Source organism: Streptomyces achromogenes (assembly GCF_030816715.1).
Taxonomy (GTDB): domain Bacteria; phylum Actinomycetota; class Actinomycetes; order Streptomycetales; family Streptomycetaceae; genus Streptomyces; species Streptomyces achromogenes_A.
This window is the reverse complement of the sequence record NZ_JAUSYH010000001.1, coordinates 1,643,260-1,661,072: the sequence shown is the minus strand read 5'-3', so window position 1 is coordinate 1,661,072 and position 17,813 is coordinate 1,643,260. Positions and strand designations below refer to the sequence as shown.

Here is a 17,813-nt window from a genome sequence, read left to right as displayed (position 1 = left end):
ACTGTGTTGGTTCTGAAACCACGAACAGCCCCATGCCATGGTCACGGTGTGGTGCGGCTGGACAGTTTCATAGTGTTTCGGTGGTCATAGCGTGAGGGAAACGCCCGGTTACATTCCGAACCCGGAAGCTAAGCCTTACAGCGCCGATGGTACTGCAGGGGGGACCCTGTGGGAGAGTAGGACACCGCCGAACTCCTTTTAGAGCTCTGGCTCTTGGGCACACAGCCCGAGAGCCAGAGCTTTTTTGCGTTGGGGTAGGGTCAGGGGGAATCGTCGGCTCATTTCCTACTGGAGGCCCCCGGGTGGAGGTCCAGGAGACCCGTGTCCAGACAGACCGGGTCCTCACCATCCCCAACATCCTCAGCATGGCCCGCCTCGTCGGCGTGCCGCTGTTTCTGTGGCTGATCCTGAGGCCCGAGTTCGGAGGTCCGCAGAGCGACGGCTGGGCGCTCCTCGTGCTTGCCTTCAGTGGGGTCAGCGACTATCTGGACGGCAAGCTCGCGCGGCGTTGGGGCCAGATCAGCAGCCTCGGCCGGCTCCTCGACCCCGCGGCGGACCGGCTCTACATTCTGTCGACACTGGTCGGACTCACCTGGCGGGAGATCCTGCCGCTGTGGTTGACCGCTGTACTGCTTTTGCGTGAGCTGGTTCTGCTGGTGATGGTGGGGATCCTCCGTCGGCACGGCTATCCGCCGCCGCAGGTGAACTTCCTGGGCAAGGCGGCCACCTTCAACCTGATGTACGCCTTCCCACTGCTTCTGCTGAGTGACGGAAGCGGGTGGTTGGCGTCACTTGGTGCTATTTTCGGATGGGCGTTCGCCGGATGGGGTACAACGCTGTATTGGTGGGCAGGAGTCCTCTATGTGGTGCAGGTCCGCCGCCTGGTTCGAGCGGACACCTTGGCCGGCTGACCTCGCCGATTGGACCAGTGGCTCGTTGGCCCGCGGTGGAAAAGTGCGGGACAATCTGGATGAGCGAAGTCGGCTAGACCGTCATCTCTTTTAGGAGGACGCTTCCGACATGAAGGCCGTCGTGATGGCCGGAGGCGAAGGCACGCGCCTTCGCCCTATGACCTCGAGCATGCCCAAGCCGCTCCTGCCGGTGGCCAACCGGCCGATCATGGAGCACGTACTGAGGCTGCTCAAAAGGCATGGGCTCAATGAGACCGTCGTTACTGTCCAGTTCCTGGCATCGCTGGTCAAGAACTACTTCGGTGACGGCGAAGAGCTCGGAATGGAGCTCAGCTATGCCAACGAGGAGAAGCCACTCGGTACCGCCGGAAGCGTCAAGAACGCAGAGGAGGCGTTGAAGGACGACGCCTTCCTCGTCATTTCCGGTGACGCCCTCACTGACTTCGACCTGACCGAGCTGATCAACTTCCACAAGGAAAAGGGAGCGCTCGTCACGGTCTGTCTGACGCGTGTGCCCAATCCGCTGGAATTCGGCATCACCATCGTCGATGAAGAGGGCAAGGTCGAACGCTTCCTGGAGAAGCCGACCTGGGGTCAGGTTTTCTCCGACACCGTGAACACGGGCATCTATGTCATGGAGCCCGAGGTCTTCGACTACGTGGAGGCCGATGTTCCCGTCGACTGGTCCGGTGATGTCTTCCCGCAGTTGATGAAGGAGGGCAAGCCGGTCTACGGCTTCATCGCCGAGGGTTACTGGGAGGACGTGGGCACGCACGAGAGCTACGTGAAGGCCCAGGCCGATGTGCTCGAGGGCAAGGTCGACGTCGAGATCGACGGTTTCGAGATCTCGCCCGGCGTCTGGGTCGCCGAAGGCGCCGAGGTGCATCCCGACGCCGTGCTCCGCGGTCCCCTCTACATCGGGGACTACGCGAAGGTCGAGGCCGGCGCCGAAATTCGTGAGCACACCGTGATCGGATCGAACGTCGTCGTGAAGAGCGGGGCCTTTCTGCACAAGGCCGTCGTGCACGACAACGTCTACGTCGGGCAGCACAGCAATCTGCGTGGCTGCGTCGTCGGGAAGAACACCGACATCATGCGTGCCGCCCGGATCGAGGACGGCGCTGTCATCGGCGACGAATGCCTGATCGGTGAAGAATCGATCGTTCAGGGAAATGTGCGGGTCTATCCCTTCAAGACCATCGAAGCCGGCGCGTTCGTCAACACGTCGGTGATCTGGGAGTCGCGGGGGCAGGCACACCTGTTCGGCGCCCGCGGGGTGTCCGGAATTCTGAACGTCGAGATCACGCCCGAACTCGCCGTGCGTCTCGCCGGCGCCTATGCCACGACGCTGAAGAAGGGATCCACGGTCACCACGGCCCGGGATCACTCCCGAGGCGCCCGTGCGCTGAAGCGGGCCGTCATCTCCGCGCTGCAGGCCAGTGCCATCGACGTACGGGACCTGGAGAACGTACCGCTGCCCGTCGCACGGCAGCAGACCGCGCGGGGGAGTGCCGGCGGAATCATGATCCGGACCTCGCCCGGGGTACCGGACTCGGTGGACATCATGTTCTTCGACGGACAGGGCGCCGACCTGTCGCAGGGCAGTCAGCGCAAGCTGGACCGGGTCTTCGCACGGCAGGAGTACCGGCGGGCCTTCCCGGGAGAGATCGGGGACCTGTACTTCCCGGCCAGCGTCTTCGACGCTTACACCGGATCGCTGCTGCGGAACGTGGACACTACCGGCATCGCCGAGGCGGGGCTGAAAGTCGTCGTCGACGCCTCCAACGGCAGCGCCGGCCTCGTTCTGCCGAGCCTGCTCGGAAAGCTCGGGGTCGATTCGCTGACGATCAACCCCGGTCTGAACGAGGCGCGGCCCACGGAGACGGGCGATCAGCGGCGCTCCGGGCTGGTGCGGCTCGGCGAGATCGTGGCGTCGTCCCGGGCCGCGTTCGGTGTGCGGTTCGACCCGGTGGGCGAGCGGCTCTCCCTCGTGGACGAGAAGGGCCGGATCATCGAGGACGACCGGGCGCTCCTCGTGCTGCTCGACCTGGTCGCCGCCGAGCGTCGCAGCGGACGGGTCGCCCTGCCCGTGACCACGACGAGGATCGCCGAGCAGGTGGCGGCGTACCACGGGACGCAGGTCGAGTGGACGACGACGTCGCCCGACGATCTCACCCGCGTGGGTCAGGACGAGTCGACCATCTTCGGAGGGGACGGCAAGGGCGGGTTCATCGTCCCCGAGTTCAACAGCGTCTTCGACGGCACGGCGGCCTTCGTGCGGCTGATCGGGCTGGTGGCCCGCACGCAGCTCACCCTCAGCCAGATCGACGCGCGGATTCCGCGGGCGCACGTCCTGAAGCGGGATCTGGCGACCCCGTGGGCCGTCAAGGGACTGGTGATGCGGCGGGTCGTCGAGGCGGCCGGAGATCGCTTCGTGGACACCACCGACGGCGTTCGGGTGGTGGAGACGGACGGGCGCTGGGTGATGGTGCTGCCCGACCCCGCCGAGGCCGTCACACATCTGTGGGCGGAGGGGCCGGACGACGCGTCCGCGCAGGCACTGCTCGACGAGTGGTCGGCGGTCGTGGACAGCGCAGGGCGCTGAACCGCGCGCACGCCTGCGTGCCGGACACGTGTCCCCGAGGGGGCCTGTCCGGCACGCCGGTGGGGCCATTCGGAGGTACTGGGCATGACGTGCGACGATGTGCGGCATGCCGCAGCCGCCCCCCGTTCGGAGCACACCCGCGCGCGCGTCGCGTCCGGACGCGTCCATGTCGCTGCTCACCAACGTCATGGACCACAGCCTCGACGACGGTTATGCCGAGGCCGCCGTCCGCAAGCAGGCCGACGGGTCCGGAGGCCTGCCCAGGACGGTACGGGCGAAGCTCGGGCTGGCCGCGGGGCTGGTGCTCGCGGCCCTGGTGGTCACCGTCGGCGCGGCCCAGGCGCGGGTCGCGGCTCCGGTCGTCGCCAAGGAGCGCGAGGAGCTGATCGACCGCATCGACCGCGAGACGGAGGCGGCCGAGGAGCTGGAGAGCACCGTCGACAAACTGCGCAGCGATGTGAGCGCCCGGCAGCAGGAGGTGCTCAAGCAGAGCGGCGGGAGCGATCAGGCGGACCTGGCCGGACTGCTGTCGGGCGCCGTCGCGGTGCACGGGCCGGGCGTGAAGCTCGTCGTGGACGACGCCAAGGAAGCGAGCACCGGCGGCGACGGCGACCCGCGCGAGACCTCCGGGTTCTCCGACACCGGGAGGGTCCGCGACCGTGACATGCAGCGGGTGGTCAACGGACTGTGGGCCTCGGGCGCCGAAGCCGTGTCGATCAACGGCCAGCGGCTGACGGCGCTCTCCGCGATCAGGGCCGCGGGTGACGCGATACTGGTGGACAACAAGCCGCTGGTGCCGCCGTACACCGTGCTCGCGGTGGGGGACGGGAAAAAGCTCAGCACCAGGTTCCAGAACAGCGCGGACGGGCTGTATCTCAACGCCCTGCAGGAGAACTACGGCGTCCGGACGGCCATCTCCGTGGCGAGCGACCTCCGGCTGCCCGCCGCACCGAGCGTGATCGTACGCACAGCACAGCCGAGCACTGAGAAGGGCACATCGTGATCGCCGTACTGGGTCTCGTCGTGGGAGTCGTGGCCGGCCTGTTGGTCCAGCCCGAGATTCCGGCAGCCGTCGTCCCCTATCTGCCGATCGCCGTGGTGGCGGCGCTGGACGCCGTGTTCGGCGGGCTGCGGGCCATGCTGGACGGCATCTTCGACGACAAGGTGTTCGTGGTGTCGTTCCTGTCGAACGTGGTGGTCGCCGCGCTGATCGTCTTCCTGGGAGACGAGTTGGGCGTGGGATCGCAGCTGTCGACGGGTGTCGTCGTCGTTCTCGGCATCCGCATCTTCTCCAATGCCGCGGCGATCCGCCGGCACGTTTTCCGGGCGTGACGGCGATGAGCGACGGGGACGAGACGCCCGAGAACCGGCTGCGCAAGGAACTGCCCGACGAGGTCCCCGTGACGTCGTCCGGGGACGGACCGGCCCGGGAGCCGGCCGAGACCACGTCCAACGGCCGCCGGCGGCTGGTGGAGGGACTTTGGCCGCCTCGGGTCACGCGGGCCCAACTCATCGTGGCCCTGCTGCTGTTCGGTCTGGGCTTCGGCCTGGCCGTGCAGGTCGCTTCCAACAGCGACAGCGGAAACGCGCTGCGTGGTGCGCGTCAGGAAGATCTTGTACGCATCCTCGATGAACTCGACGACCGCAGTCAGCGTCTTGAGGACGAGAAGCAAGGGCTCGAGAAGCAGCAGCAGGAGCTGGAGAACAGCTCCGACCAGGCTGAGGAGGCCCGCAAGCAGACGGTCGAGAAGGAGAGGCAACTCGGCATTCTGGCGGGCACGGTCGCTGCTCAGGGACCCGGCATCACCATGACCATCGAGGACACGAAGGGAGCGGTCGAGGCGGACATGTTGCTCGACGCGATCCAGGAGCTGCGCGCGGCGGGTGCCGAGGCGATCCAGGTGAACGGTGTGCGGGTCGTTGCCGGCACCTTCCTGACGGAGTCCGGTGGGGGCGTGAGCGTCGACGGGAACAAGATCAACGCGCCCTACCGTTTCAAGGTCATCGGCAACCCGCAGGACCTCGAGCCGGCGCTGAACATCCCCGGAGGCGTCGTCCAGACCCTCGAAAAGGAGCAGGCCACCGTGGTCGTGGAGCGATCGGACAAGATCGTTGTGGACGCCTTGCGAGAGGCGAAGCGGCCTGACTACGCTCGGTCGTCGGCGCCGTGAGCGGGGGGCGCATGGGGGGCGTCCGGCAGGGGCATGAGGTTGCGGGGGGTCGACGCACCGATCGGGTGGTGCGTGGTGGAAACTGTCTGGTGGGCACGGACGTTGTGAAGGTGTCCGGGTCGGCCGGTGTATTCAGTCAGGGTTCGTCCTGCCCCACGGGCGGGTCTGTTTCGGTCAAGGGGAATCGCCCGTGAAGTTGTTTGCGAAGTTGTTCGGCAAGAGCCCGCGTGAGGGTGGCGACAACGCGACCGCCCGTCATCGCGCGCAGCCTGACGCAGAGGGTCAGCGACCGCTGTTCAGGGACCAGGTGGCTGGTTCGGGCGGTGACGTTCCCGGAGGTCAGGGCGCGGCGTCTGTTGACCCTGCGCAGTCCGGCGGCATAGGTTTCGGCCAACCGTCAACCTCGAGTACGGGTGGAGGGTTTTCCCCTATGTCAGCCCTGGTGTGTACGAGGTGCGGTAACCGCAACGCGGAGAACAGCCGCTTCTGCTCGAACTGCGGTGCGCCGCTGCGTCCCGGGCTGACGCCCGAGCGTGCGTCGGAGACGACCTCCACGATCTCGATCTCCGGTCTTGAAGCCTATGACTCCGAGGTCACCGGGCAGACGCAGTTGCCGGCGCTCTCTCCCGAGGCGCAGGCCGCCGTCGACGCGCTGCCGGTGGGCTCCGCGCTGCTGGTGGTGCGTCGTGGCCCGAACTCGGGCAGCCGTTTCCTCCTGGACGGCGACCTGACCACGGCCGGCCGCCATCCGCAGAGCGACATCTTCCTCGACGACGTGACGGTGTCGCGTCGCCACGTGGAGTTCCGTCGCAACCCGGACGGCACGTTCAAGGTGGCGGACGTCGGCAGTCTGAACGGTACTTACGTCAACCGGGAGCGGATCGACGAGATCCCGCTGTCGAACGGTGACGAGGTGCAGATCGGCAAGTACCGGCTGGTCTTCTACGCGAGCCAGCGGGGTTACTGACCCGCCCCCGGGCTCCGTCCGGGGGGATCCGAGGGAAGGTCCATGCTGCAAACACCGAGGGGCGGTGCCGGAGCCGGCACCGCCGCCACGGACGGTGTGCTGATGAGCATCGGCACCGTGCTGAACGCCCTGCGGGACGAGTTCCCGGACGTCACGATCTCCAAGATCCGTTTTCTGGAGTCGGAAGGGCTCATCGAGCCCCAGCGGACCCCTTCGGGCTACCGCAAGTTCAGCGTGCGCGACGTGGAGCGCCTCGGTCACGTCCTGAGGATGCAGAGGGACCACTATCTGCCCCTCAAGGTCATCCGTGAGCATCTGGAGGCCATGGAGCGCGGCGAGGCCGCACCGCTGCCGACCGTGGGCCGGCAGCGGGACGGAGAGCCCGCCCTGGAGCTGTCGGACGGGCCCACGGTCGCCCGGATCGGCAGGACCGAGCTGCTGGCGGCCGCGGGCATCGGGGAGCGGGAGCTCGAGGAGTGGGAGTCCTACGGGCTCGTCGTGCCGATCGAGGACGGGGTCTATGACGCCGAGGCGGCCACGGTGGCGGCGCTCGTCGCCGAGCTGGGGCGGTACGGGATCGAGCCGCGGCATCTGCGCGTGATGAAGACGGCGGCCGACCGTGAAGCCGGTCTCGTCGACCAGGTGGTCGCACCGCTCAGACGGCACCGCAACCCGCAGACCCGGGCGCACGCGGAGGCCCGCACGAAGGAACTGGCCGGGCTCGCGGTCCGGCTGCACGCGGCGTTGGTGCAGACCGCGCTCGGGGTGCGCCTGCCCTGAGCGGGCGGTTCGCCCGGGGCGGATCGGTCGCCCGTTCCCGGCCCGACTACCCAAACGTCCCGGGCACGGCCTAGGGTTGCTGTGTGAACGAGCTCGATGTCGTAGGTGTCCGGGTCGAGATGCCCTCCAACCAACCGATCGTGCTGCTGCGCGAAGTGGGAGGCGACCGCTACCTCCCCATCTGGATCGGACCTGGGGAGGCGACGGCCATCGCCTTCGCCCAGCAGGGCATGGCCCCGGCGCGACCGCTGACCCACGACCTGTTCAAGGACGTGCTGGAAGCCGTCGGCCAGGAGCTCACCGAAGTGCGCATCACGGATCTGCGGGAGGGAGTCTTCTACGCGGAGCTGGTCTTCGCCAGCGGCGTCGAGGTGAGTGCGCGCCCGTCCGACGCCATAGCGCTGGCCCTGCGCACCGGAACGCCGATCTACGGCAGCGACACGGTGCTGGACGACGCGGGAATCGCCATCCCGGACGAGCAGGAGGACGAGGTCGAGAAGTTCCGCGAGTTCCTCGACCAGATCTCGCCTGAGGACTTCGGCACCAGCAACCAGTAGGGACCCGAGCGGGGGCGCACACGTGCGGCGACCTGCGCGGGGCGTCTCGCCCTCTTCGGCAAATGCCAGCGGCGACTGAGAGCGTCCTACGGCTACTTCTCAGCGCATTCGGCTAGCCTTTCCCCGCGGTGAGGTGCGGGAAACCACTCCTAGGGTGATTATCACTCGGCGTGCCGAGTGTGGCGATCGTTGACGCACCCCTGGCGACTGCCTACCGTCGAGAAGGCAGGTCTAGGACGGAGGTCGGCGTGAGAAGCAGCGGCGACGGTGCGGTTGGGGGTGCCCCCGGACTCGGTGTCGGGGGAAGCGGTCCGTACCCTCCCCCAAGCTCTCGGCTGCGCTCGGGCTTGGGGTATCCCCAGCAGAGCAGCGCGGCCGATCACGCTCCGCAGCGACCGGCGGCCGTGCCGAGCAGCGGAGGGACGACGTCCATGGCGTCCGAGCAGATCGGCTATCGCGGTCCGACCGCCTGTGCGGCGGCGGGCATCACCTACCGGCAGCTGGACTACTGGGCGCGCACCGGGCTCGTCGAGCCGAGCGTGCGGCCCGCGCACGGGTCCGGCAGCCAGCGTCTCTACAGCTTCCGCGACGTCGTCGTCCTGAAGATCGTCAAGAGGTTCCTCGACACCGGGGTGTCGCTGCAGAACATCCGCAGCGCCGTGCAGCATCTGCGGGAGCGCGGGTTCAGCGATCTGGAGCGGATGACGCTGATGAGCGACGGCGCGACGGTGTACGAGTGCACCTCGCCGGACGAGGTCCACACGCTGCTCCAGGGCGGTCAGGGGGTCTTCGGGATCGCCGTGGGCGTGGTGTGGCGGGACGTCGAGAGCGCGCTGTCGCAGCTGCACGGGGAGCGCGTCGACACCGGCGAGACGCTCGTCGGGCCCAATCCGGCGGACGAGCTGGCACGCAGGCGCAACCGGGCCGTCTGACGCGGCCTCCCGGGCGCGAGGGCGGTCGTACGACGTCGTTGTCAGTGGTGTGGTGCAGCATCGGACATGTGAGAAACGCGCCCACGATCCTGCATCTCGACATGGATGCCTTCTTCGCCCAGGCGGAGCAGGCATCCAAGCCGAGCCTGCGCGGGAAGGCCGTGGTCGTGGGAGGCCTCGGGCCCCGCGGTGTGGTCGCGACGGCCTCCTACGAGGCACGGGTCTTCGGGGTCCACTCGGCGATGCCGATGGCCCAGGCGCGCAGGCTGGCACCGAACGCCGCTTACCTCGTGCCCCGGTTCGCCTTCTACCGGTCGATCAGCGAGCAGGTCATGGCGCTGCTGAGGGCGTTGTCGCCGCTGGTGGAGCCGCTGAGCCTGGACGAGGCCTTCGTGGACCTGGAGGCGGGCGAGGCGGCCTGGGACAGGGATTCCGCACGGCTCGCCGGCGTCAGACTGCGCACGGACATACGGGCCGTCACCGGTCTCACGGGTTCGGTGGGACTGGCCTCCTGCAAGATGCTCGCGAAGATCGCCTCGGAGGAGGCGAAACCCGACGGCCTGGTGCTCATCGAGCCGGGCACCGAGCGGCAGCTGCTCGGGCCCATGCCGGTGCGGACGCTGCCGGGGGTGGGCCCTGCCACGGGGGACCATCTGCGGCGGGCCGGGATCACCACGGTCGACGAGATCGCCGAGGCGGGTGAGGACGAGCTGGTGCGGCTGCTGGGCAAGGCGCACGGGCATGCCCTCCACGCCATGGCGCTGGCACGCGACGACCGGCCCGTGGTGGCCGAGCGGGAGACCAAGTCCGTCTCGGTCGAGGACACGTACGACGTGGACATCCACGACCGGGTCCGGGTGGGGCTGGAGGTCCAGCGGCTCGCGGACCGGTGTGTGCGCAGGCTCCGGGAGGCCGGTCTGTCGGGCCGGACCATCGTGCTGAAGGTGCGCCGCTACGACTTCTCGACGCTCACCCGGTCCGAGACGCTGCGCGGGCCCACGGACGATCCGGCGGTGATCAGGGAAGCGGCGGCCCGGTTGCTGGACTCCGTCGACACCACGGGCGGGGTGCGGCTGCTCGGGGTGGGCGTCAGCGGTCTGGCGGACTTCACGCAGGAGGACCTGTTCGCGCAGGCCGCGGAGGCGCGGGCGGACGAGTCCGCGGCCGGGCCCGTGGAGGAGCCCGCCGCCGAGGAGTCGGCGCCGGCCCACGCCGCTGTCCACGCCGAGCATCAGTGGCGTCCGGGGCACGACGTGCGGCATGCCGAGCTCGGACACGGGTGGGTGCAGGGCAGTGGGCTGGGCCGGGTCACGGTGCGGTTCGAGACGCCGGAGTCGGAGCCGGGCCGGGTGCGCACGTTCCGCACCGACGATCCGCGGTTGGCTCCGGCGGACCCGCTGCCGCTGGTGCGGCGAAGACCGGGAGAGGACGAGGAGGCGGAGGCGGCGGGCGGCACGCGGGAACTCTCGGTGGCGCCGGACAGCGGCACGGAGTGAGGCTGTCCGAGGTTCAGGAGCTGTCGGCTGCGGGAGTCAGCTTTCGTCCGTGCCCGCCAGACGGCCGAAATCGTGGTCGGGCAGCGGGGGAGGGGCCGCCACGTCCAGACCGTAGTGGTGGTAGAGCTGGAGTTCCTGCTCCGGGGAGAGATGGCGGCCCACGCCGAAGTCGGGGGCGTCCTTGATCAGCGCGCGGTCGAACGGGATGTGCAGGGTCCCCTCGACCAGCTCGCTGGGCTCCAGGGGGACGAAGGCGTCACGGGAGAACAGGCCCGTGCGGATGGCGGCCCACTCCGGTACACCGGTCGCGTCGTCGAGGTAGACCTCGTCGACGGTGCCTATCTTCGCCCCGTTGCGGTCGAACGCCTTGCGGCCGATCAGGTTGCGCGGATCGATGTCGGTCTGCACGGGCCCTCCTCTTGGTCGCAGCTCGTCCGTAAGGACTACAAAAGAGCACATCGGGGCGAGCGGCCACTCGAGAGGCCCGTTGACCTCGCTGGTAGTCTGACAAAGGCTGCTGACCCCGTGCGGGAGAGTCCTCCGGAGACCACCGGAGGCGCCGAAGGAGCAAATCCTCCCCGGAATCTCTCAGGCTCACGTACCGCACGGACGAGGTCACTCTGGAAAGCAGGGCGGGTGCCGACGGCGTCGACGGTGTCCGCTCTCACCGACGGTGAAAGCCGGTCGTCCGCTGGCGGCCGGTGAAGCTCTCAGGTTGAGATGACAGAGGGGGAGGCCGTCCGGGTACCCGCCGTGGTGACCCTCGAAGGTCGTGTCAGACCAGGAGGCCTCCGTAATGACCGCCCACCGCATTCCGCTCTCCGAGCTCGAGCAGGGAATCCCCTTCGAGCAGCGCCACATCGGGCCCGACCACGAGGCGATGGCCAAGATGCTCGCGCACGTCGGCTACGGCTCGCTCGACGAGCTCACCGCCGCCGCGGTCCCTGACGTGATCAAGAACGCCGACGCGCTGGACCTGCCGGGCGCCCGCACCGAGGCCGAGGTGCTGGCCGAGCTGCGCTCGCTGGCCGACCGCAACCAGGTGCTCGCCCCGATGATCGGCCTCGGCTACTACGGCACCTTCACGCCGCCCGTCATCCTGCGCAACGTCATGGAGAACCCGGCCTGGTACACCGCCTACACGCCGTACCAGCCGGAGATCTCCCAGGGCCGGCTGGAGGCGCTGCTGAACTTCCAGACGATGGTCGCCGACCTGACGGGTCTGCCGACCTCGGGCGCGTCGCTGCTCGACGAGGGCACGGCGGCCGCCGAGGCGATGGCGCTGTCACGGCGTATGGGGAAGAACAAGAAGGGCCTCTTCCTCATCGACGCGGACGCGCTGCCGCAGACCATCGCCGTGATCGAGACGCGTGCCGAGCCGACCGGCGTCGAGGTCGTCGTCGCCGATCTGAGCGGCGGCATTCCGGCGGAGATCGCGGAGCGCGAGATCAACGGCGTGCTCGTCCAGTACCCCGGTGCGTCCGGCGCCGTGCGGGACCTGAAGGCGCTCATCGACCAGGCGCACGGGCTCGGCGCGCTCGTCACCGTCGCCGCGGACCTGCTCGCGCTGACGCTGCTGAAGTCGCCCGGTGAGCTGGGTGCGGACATCGCGGTCGGCACCACCCAGCGGTTCGGTGTGCCGATGGGCTTCGGGGGGCCGCACGCCGGCTACATGGCGGTGCACGAGAAGTTCGCGCGGAGCCTGCCCGGCCGTCTCGTGGGCGTGTCCGTGGACGCGGACGGGAACAAGGCCTACCGGCTCGCACTGCAGACGCGTGAGCAGCACATCAGGCGCGAGAAGGCGACGAGCAACATCTGCACGGCGCAGGTGCTGCTGGCGGTGATGGCCGGGATGTACGCGGTCTACCACGGCCCCGACGGGCTGCGCGCGATCGCCCGGCGCACGCACCGGTACGCCGCGATCATCGCCGCGGGGCTCGAGGCCGGGGGCGTCGAGGTGGTGCACGGGGCGTACTTCGACACGCTGACCGTGCGGGTGCCCGGGAAGGCCGCCGAGGCCGTCGCCGCCGCGCGGGACCGCGGGGTCAACCTGCACCTCGTCGATGCCGACCGGGTGGCGCTCTCCTGTGACGAGACCACCGCGCGTGCCCAGGTCGCCGCGGTCTGGGCGGCCTTCGGCGTGGACGGCGACATCGAGTCGCTCGACGCGGCCGTCGAGGACGCCCTGCCCGCCGGACTGCTGCGGACCGACGACATCCTCACCCACCCCGTCTTCCAGCGGCACCGGTCCGAGACCGCGATGCTGCGCTACCTGCGCAGGCTGGCCGACCGGGACTACGCGCTCGACCGGGGCATGATCCCGCTGGGCTCGTGCACCATGAAGCTCAACGCCACCACCGAGATGGAGCCGGTCACCTGGCCCGAGTTCGGGCAGCTGCACCCCTTCGCCCCCGCCGAGCAGGCCCAGGGCTACCTGACGCTCATCCGGGAGCTCGAGGAGCGGCTCGCGGAGGTCACCGGGTACGACAAGGTGTCCCTGCAGCCGAACGCCGGGTCGCAGGGGGAGCTGGCCGGGCTGCTCGCCGTCCGCGGGTACCACCGGGGCAACGGCGACGCGCAGCGCACCGTGTGCCTCATCCCGTCCTCCGCGCACGGCACGAACGCGGCGAGCGCCGTGATGGCCGGCATGAAGGTCGTCGTCGTGAAGACCGCCGAGGACGGCGAGATCGACGTCGAGGACCTGCGGGCGAAGATCGAGCAGTACCGGGACGAGCTGTCGGTGCTGATGATCACCTACCCGTCCACGCACGGCGTGTTCGAGGAGCACGTCGCCGACATCTGCGCGCAGGTGCACGAGGCCGGCGGGCAGGTGTACGTCGACGGCGCCAACCTCAACGCGCTCGTCGGGCTCGCCAAGCCGGGGCACTTCGGCGGCGACGTCTCGCACCTGAACCTGCACAAGACGTTCTGCATCCCGCACGGCGGTGGCGGCCCGGGCGTCGGGCCGGTGGCCGTCCGGTCGCACCTGGCGCCGTATCTGCCCAACCACCCGCTGCAGCCCGCCGCAGGGCCGGAGACCGGCGTGGGGCCGATCTCGGCGGCGCCGTGGGGCTCCGCGGGCATCCTGCCGATCTCCTGGGCGTACGTGCGGCTGATGGGCGGTGAGGGCCTCAAGCGGGCCACGCAGGTGGCGGTGCTGAGCGCCAACTACGTCGCCAAGCGCCTGGAGCCGCACTACCCGGTGCTCTACAACGGGCCGGGCGGGTTGGTGGCGCACGAGTGCATCATCGACCTGCGGCCGTTGACCAGGGCGACCGGTGTGACGGTGGACGACGTGGCCAAGCGGCTCATCGACTACGGCTTCCACGCGCCGACGATGTCGTTCCCGGTGGCGGGGACGCTGATGATCGAGCCGACCGAGTCCGAGGACCTGATCGAGCTCGACCGGTTCTGCGACGCGATGATCGCGATTCGCGCGGAGATCGAGAAGGTCGGCGCGGGCGTGTGGCCGGCCGACGACAACCCGCTCGCCGGCGCCCCGCACACCGCGGCCGCGCTCGGCGGCGAGTGGGCGCACGCGTACGCGCGTGAGGAGGCGGTCTTCCCCGCCGGGGTGTCCGCCGCCGACAAGTACTGGCCGCCGGTGCGCCGTGTCGACCAGGCCTTCGGCGACCGCAACCTCGTCTGCTCGTGCCCGCCGCTGGACGCGTACGAGGACTGAGCCGGAGCGCGTGTGGGCCCCGTCCGTCGTGGACGGGGCCCCTCGCCGTTCTACGCCGTCGCCAGGGACACCTCGGTCGACTTGATCAGCGCGATGACGTCGGAGCCCACGAACAGACCGAGGTCGGTGGCCGCCTCCCTGGTGATGGCCGCGGTGAGTTCGCCGTCGTCCACCCTGATCCGCACGGCGGCCATGACCGCGCCGAGGGTGAGGCCGGTGATCGTGCCGGGCAACCGGTTGCGGATGGAGAGGCCGGCGACCTGGCCGGTGGAGAGAGAGACCTCCGTCGACTTCACCAGGGCGTGGACGGCGGCACCGGGTGCGAGGGCGAGTTGCTCCGAGGCCTCCAGGGTGATGGCCGCCGTGAGGTGCTGCCCGCCGTCGAGGCGGATCTTCACGAGGGCCATGACCTGGCCGGGGTGGACTGCGGTGACGGTGCCGGGAAGCTGGTTGCGGATGCTCAAGGTCATGGGCGTCAACGGTACGGCCCCAAGGGTTTTTTGGTGCGGATGACCGCTTTGTGCCGCCCCTGGTCACGCTCGGTCGATGTGTACGTTTGTCGACTTCACGCGGGCCGTCGCCTCCATGCCGACCTCGAGTCCGAGTTCCTCGACCGCCTCCCGCGTCAGCAGGGAGACCAGGCGGTGCGGGCCGGCCTGGATCTCCACCTGGGCGGCCACGTCACCCAGTTTGATCGCGGTGACGATGCCGGGGAAGGCGTTGCGGACCGAGGTGTGGGGGGTCTCGTCCTCCGTGCCGTCAGATCGGGCGAGTTCCACGCAGAAGGCGGCGAGGGCCTTGCCGTCCACCAGGCGTCGTCCGGTCTCGTCGCGATGGGTCGCCACGCGGCCGGCGTCCGCCCAGCGGCGCGCGGTGTCGGGGCTGACGCCCAGCAGTCGTGCCGCCTGGCCGATCGTGTAGCTCTGCATGCGGTCACGATAGGGCCGGGAGGCGGCATGGCGGACCGCGGGGGACGGCCTGGCGGGTGCCGGGCGGCATGACGGGGCGGGCGTCGGTCGGTGCCGCGGCGGCGCGGTGTCTCGGTGCCTGACTGCCCGCCCGGTCCGGGGTGGCGAGCCGGAGGGGATCCGGTCGGGGTCGGCTTCCGCCGTGGCCTTCCGGCCCTCGCCCCGTGCCGGGAAGGCTGATCTCGGCCAAGGTGTCGCGTCGGTCTCCACTTCGTAACGTTCGCCGCTTGATCCGAATGTTTCGCTCCCGCTGGAAGCCTCCTCGAGTGGTCCTTCGTGAACAGGCCACCGGATTCTCTGTGTTCAAGGGGTTGCCACCCGTCGGAGGGTGTCTCTAGGGTGCGGCAGCAGCGAACCTTTCTGGATCTGGTTCGAAACTTTCGATCTCTCAAGGAGCGCATGATGGGCGACCCGGCACTCTCCCGCCGAGGCTTCCTGGCGGCCTCCGCCGCGGCCGGTCTGGGCATGACGGCACTGAGCGCCTGCGGCGGCGACTCGGACGGGGGGTCGTCGTCGGGGACGACCACCATCGAGTGGTGGAACATCTCCACCACCCAGCCGACCAAGGACGTGTGGGCCGCCTTGGCCAAGAAGTTCGAGGCGCAGAACCCCAAGGTGAAGGTGAAGATCGTCCAACTGGAGAACGACGCCTACAAGTCGAAGATGACGGCGCTGACCGCTTCCGGGAAGCTCCCCGACATCTTTCACACCTGGGGCGGCGGGGTCCTGAAGCAGCAGGTCGACGCGGGGCTGGTCGAGAACCTCACGGAACGCACGAAGGACTGGGGGGAGAGCCTGCTCTCCGTCGCCCGCCAGCCGTACCTGCTCGGCGACAAGGCGTACGGCATACCGTTCGACATCGGCATGATCGGGTTCTGGTACAACAAGGCCCTCTTCAAGCAGGCCGGCATCCCCGCGCCGCCCACCACCTGGAGCGGCTTCCTCGACGCCGTGCGCAAGCTGAAGGCCGCCGGGATCACCCCGCTCGCCCTCGCCGGCAAGGAGAAGTGGCCCGGCATGTACTACTGGGCCTACCTCGCGATGCGCACCGCCGGAGTCGACGCCCTGCAGAAGGCCGGGGACGACAAGGACTTCACCGGGGACGGATTCGTCCAGGCCGGACAGCACCTCCAGGACCTCGTCGATCTGCAGCCGTTCCAGAAAGGCTTCCTCGGCGCCGCGTACTCCAGTCCCACCGGTCAGGCCGCGGCCGTCGGCAACGGCAAGGCGGCGATGGAGCTCATGGGCCAGTGGGCGCCGGTCGTTGAGGCCGACGCGGGCAAGGGGCTCGGCGCGAACCTCGGCTTCTTCCCGTTCCCGGCGGTCGAGGGCGGCAAGGGCGTGATCACCGAGGTGTTCGGCGGTGGCGGCGGGCACGCGCTGCGCAAGGACGCCCCGCAGGCGGCCGTCGACTTCCTGAAGTTCTTCGCCTCCGCCGCCACGGACACCGAACTCGTCAAGAAGACCGGGGTGCTGCCCGTCGTCCCGGCCGCCGAGAGCGCCCTGACCGACCCGAACATCAAGGCCGTGCAGGCGCAGCTGAAGGGCGCCACCGGATTCCAGCTCTACCTCGACCAGGCGTACGCGCCCGCCCTCGGCCAGGAGGTCAACGACAGCGTCGCCGCTCTGATCGCCGGTTCGAAATCGCCCCAGCAGGTCAGCCAGTCGATCACCAAGGTCGCGAAGGAAGAGCAGTAGCCGGCGATGACCTCCACCTTCCTCCCGGACAAGCGCAGCGGTCCGGACGTCGAGCCCGCGCCGCCCGCCGTCGTCGCGGGCCGTGCGCGGGCCCGCCGACGGGCCCTGCACTGGCTCACCGCCGTCGGCTTCCAGGTGCCCGCGCTGGTGCTGTTCGGCACGCTCGTGCTGCTGCCGATGCTGTTCGCGGTGTACGCCGCGTTCTTCCGCTGGGGCGGCTTCGGCATGCCCGAGAACTTCGTCGGCGGCGACAACTTCACCCGGCTCTTCAAGGACCCGGTGTTCCTCGGCGACCTCTGGCGCTGTCTGCTCCTGGTCGGCCTCTCGCTCCTGCTGCAACTGCCGTTCGCGCTGGCTCTCGCCGTCGCGCTGAACCAGAAGATCCGCGGCCGGGCCGTCTACCGGATGCTGTTCTTCGCGCCGTACATCCTCTCCGAGGCGATCACCGGCGTGCTGTTCAGCATGATCTTCGCGCCGGACGACGGCCTGGCCGACCACGTGCTGGGCGCCGTCGGACTGGACGGGGCGGGCGGGCAGTGGTTCTCCGATCCCTCCACCGTCATGGCCACCCTCTTCCTGGTCATGACGTGGAAGTACTTCGGCTTCCACATGATGCTCTACCTCGCCGGACTCCAGTCCATCCCGGCCGAGTTGACGGAGGCCGCGCTGATCGACGGAGCGGGGCCCTGGCAGCGCTTCCGCAACGTGACGCTGCCGCTGCTCGCGCCGACCCTGCGGATCAGCGTCTTCCTGTCGGTCATCGGCGCGGTCCAGCTCTTCGACCTGGTGTGGGTCGTCACCGCGGGCGGCCCCGACCACCACTCCGAGACGATGGCCGTGACCATGTTCCAGTACGGCTTCAAGCGCTACCAGGTCGGCTACGCCAGCGCGATCAGCGTCGTCATGTTCGGCATCTGCCTCGTCTTCGCCCTCGCCTATCAGCGGTTCGTGCTCCGCCGCGACCTCCAGGGCGCCACCACGACCATGCGAGGAGGCGGCTCGTGAGCATCGCCAAGACCGACCCCGGCACGAACCCCGGGACGGGG

General features: G+C 69.2%; 16 protein-coding genes, 1 rRNA gene and 1 riboswitch. Of the genes, 14 read left to right on the top strand and 3 right to left on the bottom strand.

The genetic code is table 11. From position 1 onward, the window contains the following. The first annotated feature begins 76 nt into the window (after positions 1 to 76). From rrf to QF032_RS07475, 11 genes are all read left to right on the top strand, one after another. Positions 77 to 193 (top strand): 5S ribosomal RNA (gene rrf, locus QF032_RS07525). Positions 194 to 302: 109 nt separating this feature from the next. Next, positions 303 to 911, top strand: a complete 609-nt coding sequence (locus tag QF032_RS07520) for a CDP-alcohol phosphatidyltransferase family protein (RefSeq protein ID WP_306954051.1) — start codon at positions 303 to 305, stop codon at positions 909 to 911. A 109-nt stretch (positions 912 to 1,020) separates the two neighbouring features. Further along, the gene (locus QF032_RS07515; RefSeq protein ID WP_306954052.1) at positions 1,021 to 3,516 is read left to right on the top strand and encodes a mannose-1-phosphate guanyltransferase; all 2,496 of its coding nucleotides are present in this window, start codon (positions 1,021 to 1,023) and stop codon (positions 3,514 to 3,516) included. A gap of 166 nt (positions 3,517 to 3,682) precedes the next feature. After that, positions 3,683 to 4,519, top strand: a complete 837-nt coding sequence (locus QF032_RS07510) for a DUF881 domain-containing protein (protein WP_307049965.1) — start codon at positions 3,683 to 3,685, stop codon at positions 4,517 to 4,519. Next, the gene (locus tag QF032_RS07505; RefSeq protein ID WP_030798533.1) at positions 4,516 to 4,848 is read left to right on the top strand and encodes a small basic family protein; all 333 of its coding nucleotides are present in this window, start codon (positions 4,516 to 4,518) and stop codon (positions 4,846 to 4,848) included. The genes QF032_RS07510 and QF032_RS07505 overlap by 4 nt, the downstream gene beginning before the upstream one ends. 5 nt (positions 4,849 to 4,853) lie before the next feature. Next, positions 4,854 to 5,687, top strand: coding sequence for a DUF881 domain-containing protein (locus QF032_RS07500; RefSeq protein ID WP_307049963.1), 834 nt, complete (start codon positions 4,854 to 4,856; stop codon positions 5,685 to 5,687). Between the two features lie 82 nt (positions 5,688 to 5,769). Continuing rightward, complete coding sequence (locus tag QF032_RS07495; protein WP_307049961.1) at positions 5,770 to 6,654, top strand: FHA domain-containing protein; 885 nt, start codon at positions 5,770 to 5,772, stop codon at positions 6,652 to 6,654. A gap of 42 nt (positions 6,655 to 6,696) precedes the next feature. After that, positions 6,697 to 7,434: a transcriptional regulator FtsR gene (gene ftsR, locus QF032_RS07490; RefSeq protein WP_307055504.1), complete on the top strand. Its 738-nt coding sequence runs from the start codon at positions 6,697 to 6,699 to the stop codon at positions 7,432 to 7,434. 83 nt (positions 7,435 to 7,517) lie between these two features. Further along, positions 7,518 to 7,991 carry a bifunctional nuclease family protein gene (locus QF032_RS07485; protein ID WP_004934251.1) on the top strand — a complete coding sequence of 158 codons (474 nt, stop codon included), beginning with the start codon at positions 7,518 to 7,520 and terminating at the stop codon, positions 7,989 to 7,991. Between the two features lie 248 nt (positions 7,992 to 8,239). Continuing rightward, complete coding sequence (locus tag QF032_RS07480) at positions 8,240 to 8,923, top strand: MerR family transcriptional regulator (protein WP_307055502.1); 684 nt, start codon at positions 8,240 to 8,242, stop codon at positions 8,921 to 8,923. Positions 8,924 to 8,991: 68 nt separating this feature from the next. Next, entirely contained in the window at positions 8,992 to 10,419 is a 1,428-nt protein-coding gene (locus tag QF032_RS07475; RefSeq protein WP_307055499.1) for a DNA polymerase IV, read from the top strand. A 36-nt stretch (positions 10,420 to 10,455) separates the two neighbouring features. Here QF032_RS07475 and QF032_RS07470 read toward each other — a convergent pair whose 3' ends face one another. Beyond that, on the bottom strand, positions 10,456 to 10,827 hold the full coding sequence (locus QF032_RS07470; protein WP_173985704.1) for a PRC-barrel domain-containing protein: 372 nt from the start codon (positions 10,825 to 10,827) through the stop codon (positions 10,456 to 10,458). Between the two features lie 110 nt (positions 10,828 to 10,937). Continuing rightward, positions 10,938 to 11,033, top strand: a riboswitch (glycine riboswitch). 182 nt (positions 11,034 to 11,215) lie between these two features. Between QF032_RS07470 and gcvP the strand changes: the two genes are divergently transcribed. Continuing rightward, positions 11,216 to 14,101 (top strand): aminomethyl-transferring glycine dehydrogenase, encoded by a 2,886-nt coding sequence (gcvP, locus tag QF032_RS07465; RefSeq protein WP_307055497.1) that lies wholly within the window; start codon positions 11,216 to 11,218, stop codon positions 14,099 to 14,101. 50 nt (positions 14,102 to 14,151) lie between these two features. Here the strand turns inward: gcvP and QF032_RS07460 are convergent, their stop codons facing one another. Beyond that, on the bottom strand, positions 14,152 to 14,571 hold the full coding sequence (locus tag QF032_RS07460) for a TOBE domain-containing protein (RefSeq protein ID WP_306954063.1): 420 nt from the start codon (positions 14,569 to 14,571) through the stop codon (positions 14,152 to 14,154). Positions 14,572 to 14,634: 63 nt separating this feature from the next. Further along, the gene (locus tag QF032_RS07455; protein WP_306954064.1) at positions 14,635 to 15,030 is read right to left on the bottom strand and encodes a TOBE domain-containing protein; all 396 of its coding nucleotides are present in this window, start codon (positions 15,028 to 15,030) and stop codon (positions 14,635 to 14,637) included. Between the two features lie 441 nt (positions 15,031 to 15,471). Between QF032_RS07455 and QF032_RS07450 the strand changes: the two genes are divergently transcribed. Then, positions 15,472 to 16,767: an extracellular solute-binding protein gene (locus QF032_RS07450; protein ID WP_306954066.1), complete on the top strand. Its 1,296-nt coding sequence runs from the start codon at positions 15,472 to 15,474 to the stop codon at positions 16,765 to 16,767. Between the two features lie 6 nt (positions 16,768 to 16,773). Beyond that, the gene (locus QF032_RS07445; RefSeq protein ID WP_307041016.1) at positions 16,774 to 17,772 is read left to right on the top strand and encodes a carbohydrate ABC transporter permease; all 999 of its coding nucleotides are present in this window, start codon (positions 16,774 to 16,776) and stop codon (positions 17,770 to 17,772) included. The last annotated feature ends 41 nt before the right edge of the window (positions 17,773 to 17,813 follow it).

Bases quoted from the DNA above. Each gene is read 5' to 3' on its own strand.
- ftsR (WP_307055504.1), top strand. From the start codon at position 6,697: ATGCTGCAAACACCGAGGGGCGGTGCCGGAGCCGGCACCGCCGCCACG.
- QF032_RS07500 (WP_307049963.1), top strand. From the start codon at position 4,854: ATGAGCGACGGGGACGAGACGCCCGAGAACCGGCTGCGCAAGGAACTG.
- QF032_RS07455 (WP_306954064.1), bottom strand. From the start codon at position 15,030: ATGCAGAGCTACACGATCGGCCAGGCGGCACGACTGCTGGGCGTCAGC.
- QF032_RS07515 (WP_306954052.1), top strand. From the start codon at position 1,021: ATGAAGGCCGTCGTGATGGCCGGAGGCGAAGGCACGCGCCTTCGCCCT.
- gcvP (WP_307055497.1), top strand. From the start codon at position 11,216: ATGACCGCCCACCGCATTCCGCTCTCCGAGCTCGAGCAGGGAATCCCC.
- QF032_RS07510 (WP_307049965.1), top strand. From the start codon at position 3,683: ATGTCGCTGCTCACCAACGTCATGGACCACAGCCTCGACGACGGTTAT.
- QF032_RS07450 (WP_306954066.1), top strand. From the start codon at position 15,472: ATGGGCGACCCGGCACTCTCCCGCCGAGGCTTCCTGGCGGCCTCCGCC.
- QF032_RS07445 (WP_307041016.1), top strand. From the start codon at position 16,774: ATGACCTCCACCTTCCTCCCGGACAAGCGCAGCGGTCCGGACGTCGAG.
- QF032_RS07460 (WP_306954063.1), bottom strand. From the start codon at position 14,571: ATGACCTTGAGCATCCGCAACCAGCTTCCCGGCACCGTCACCGCAGTC.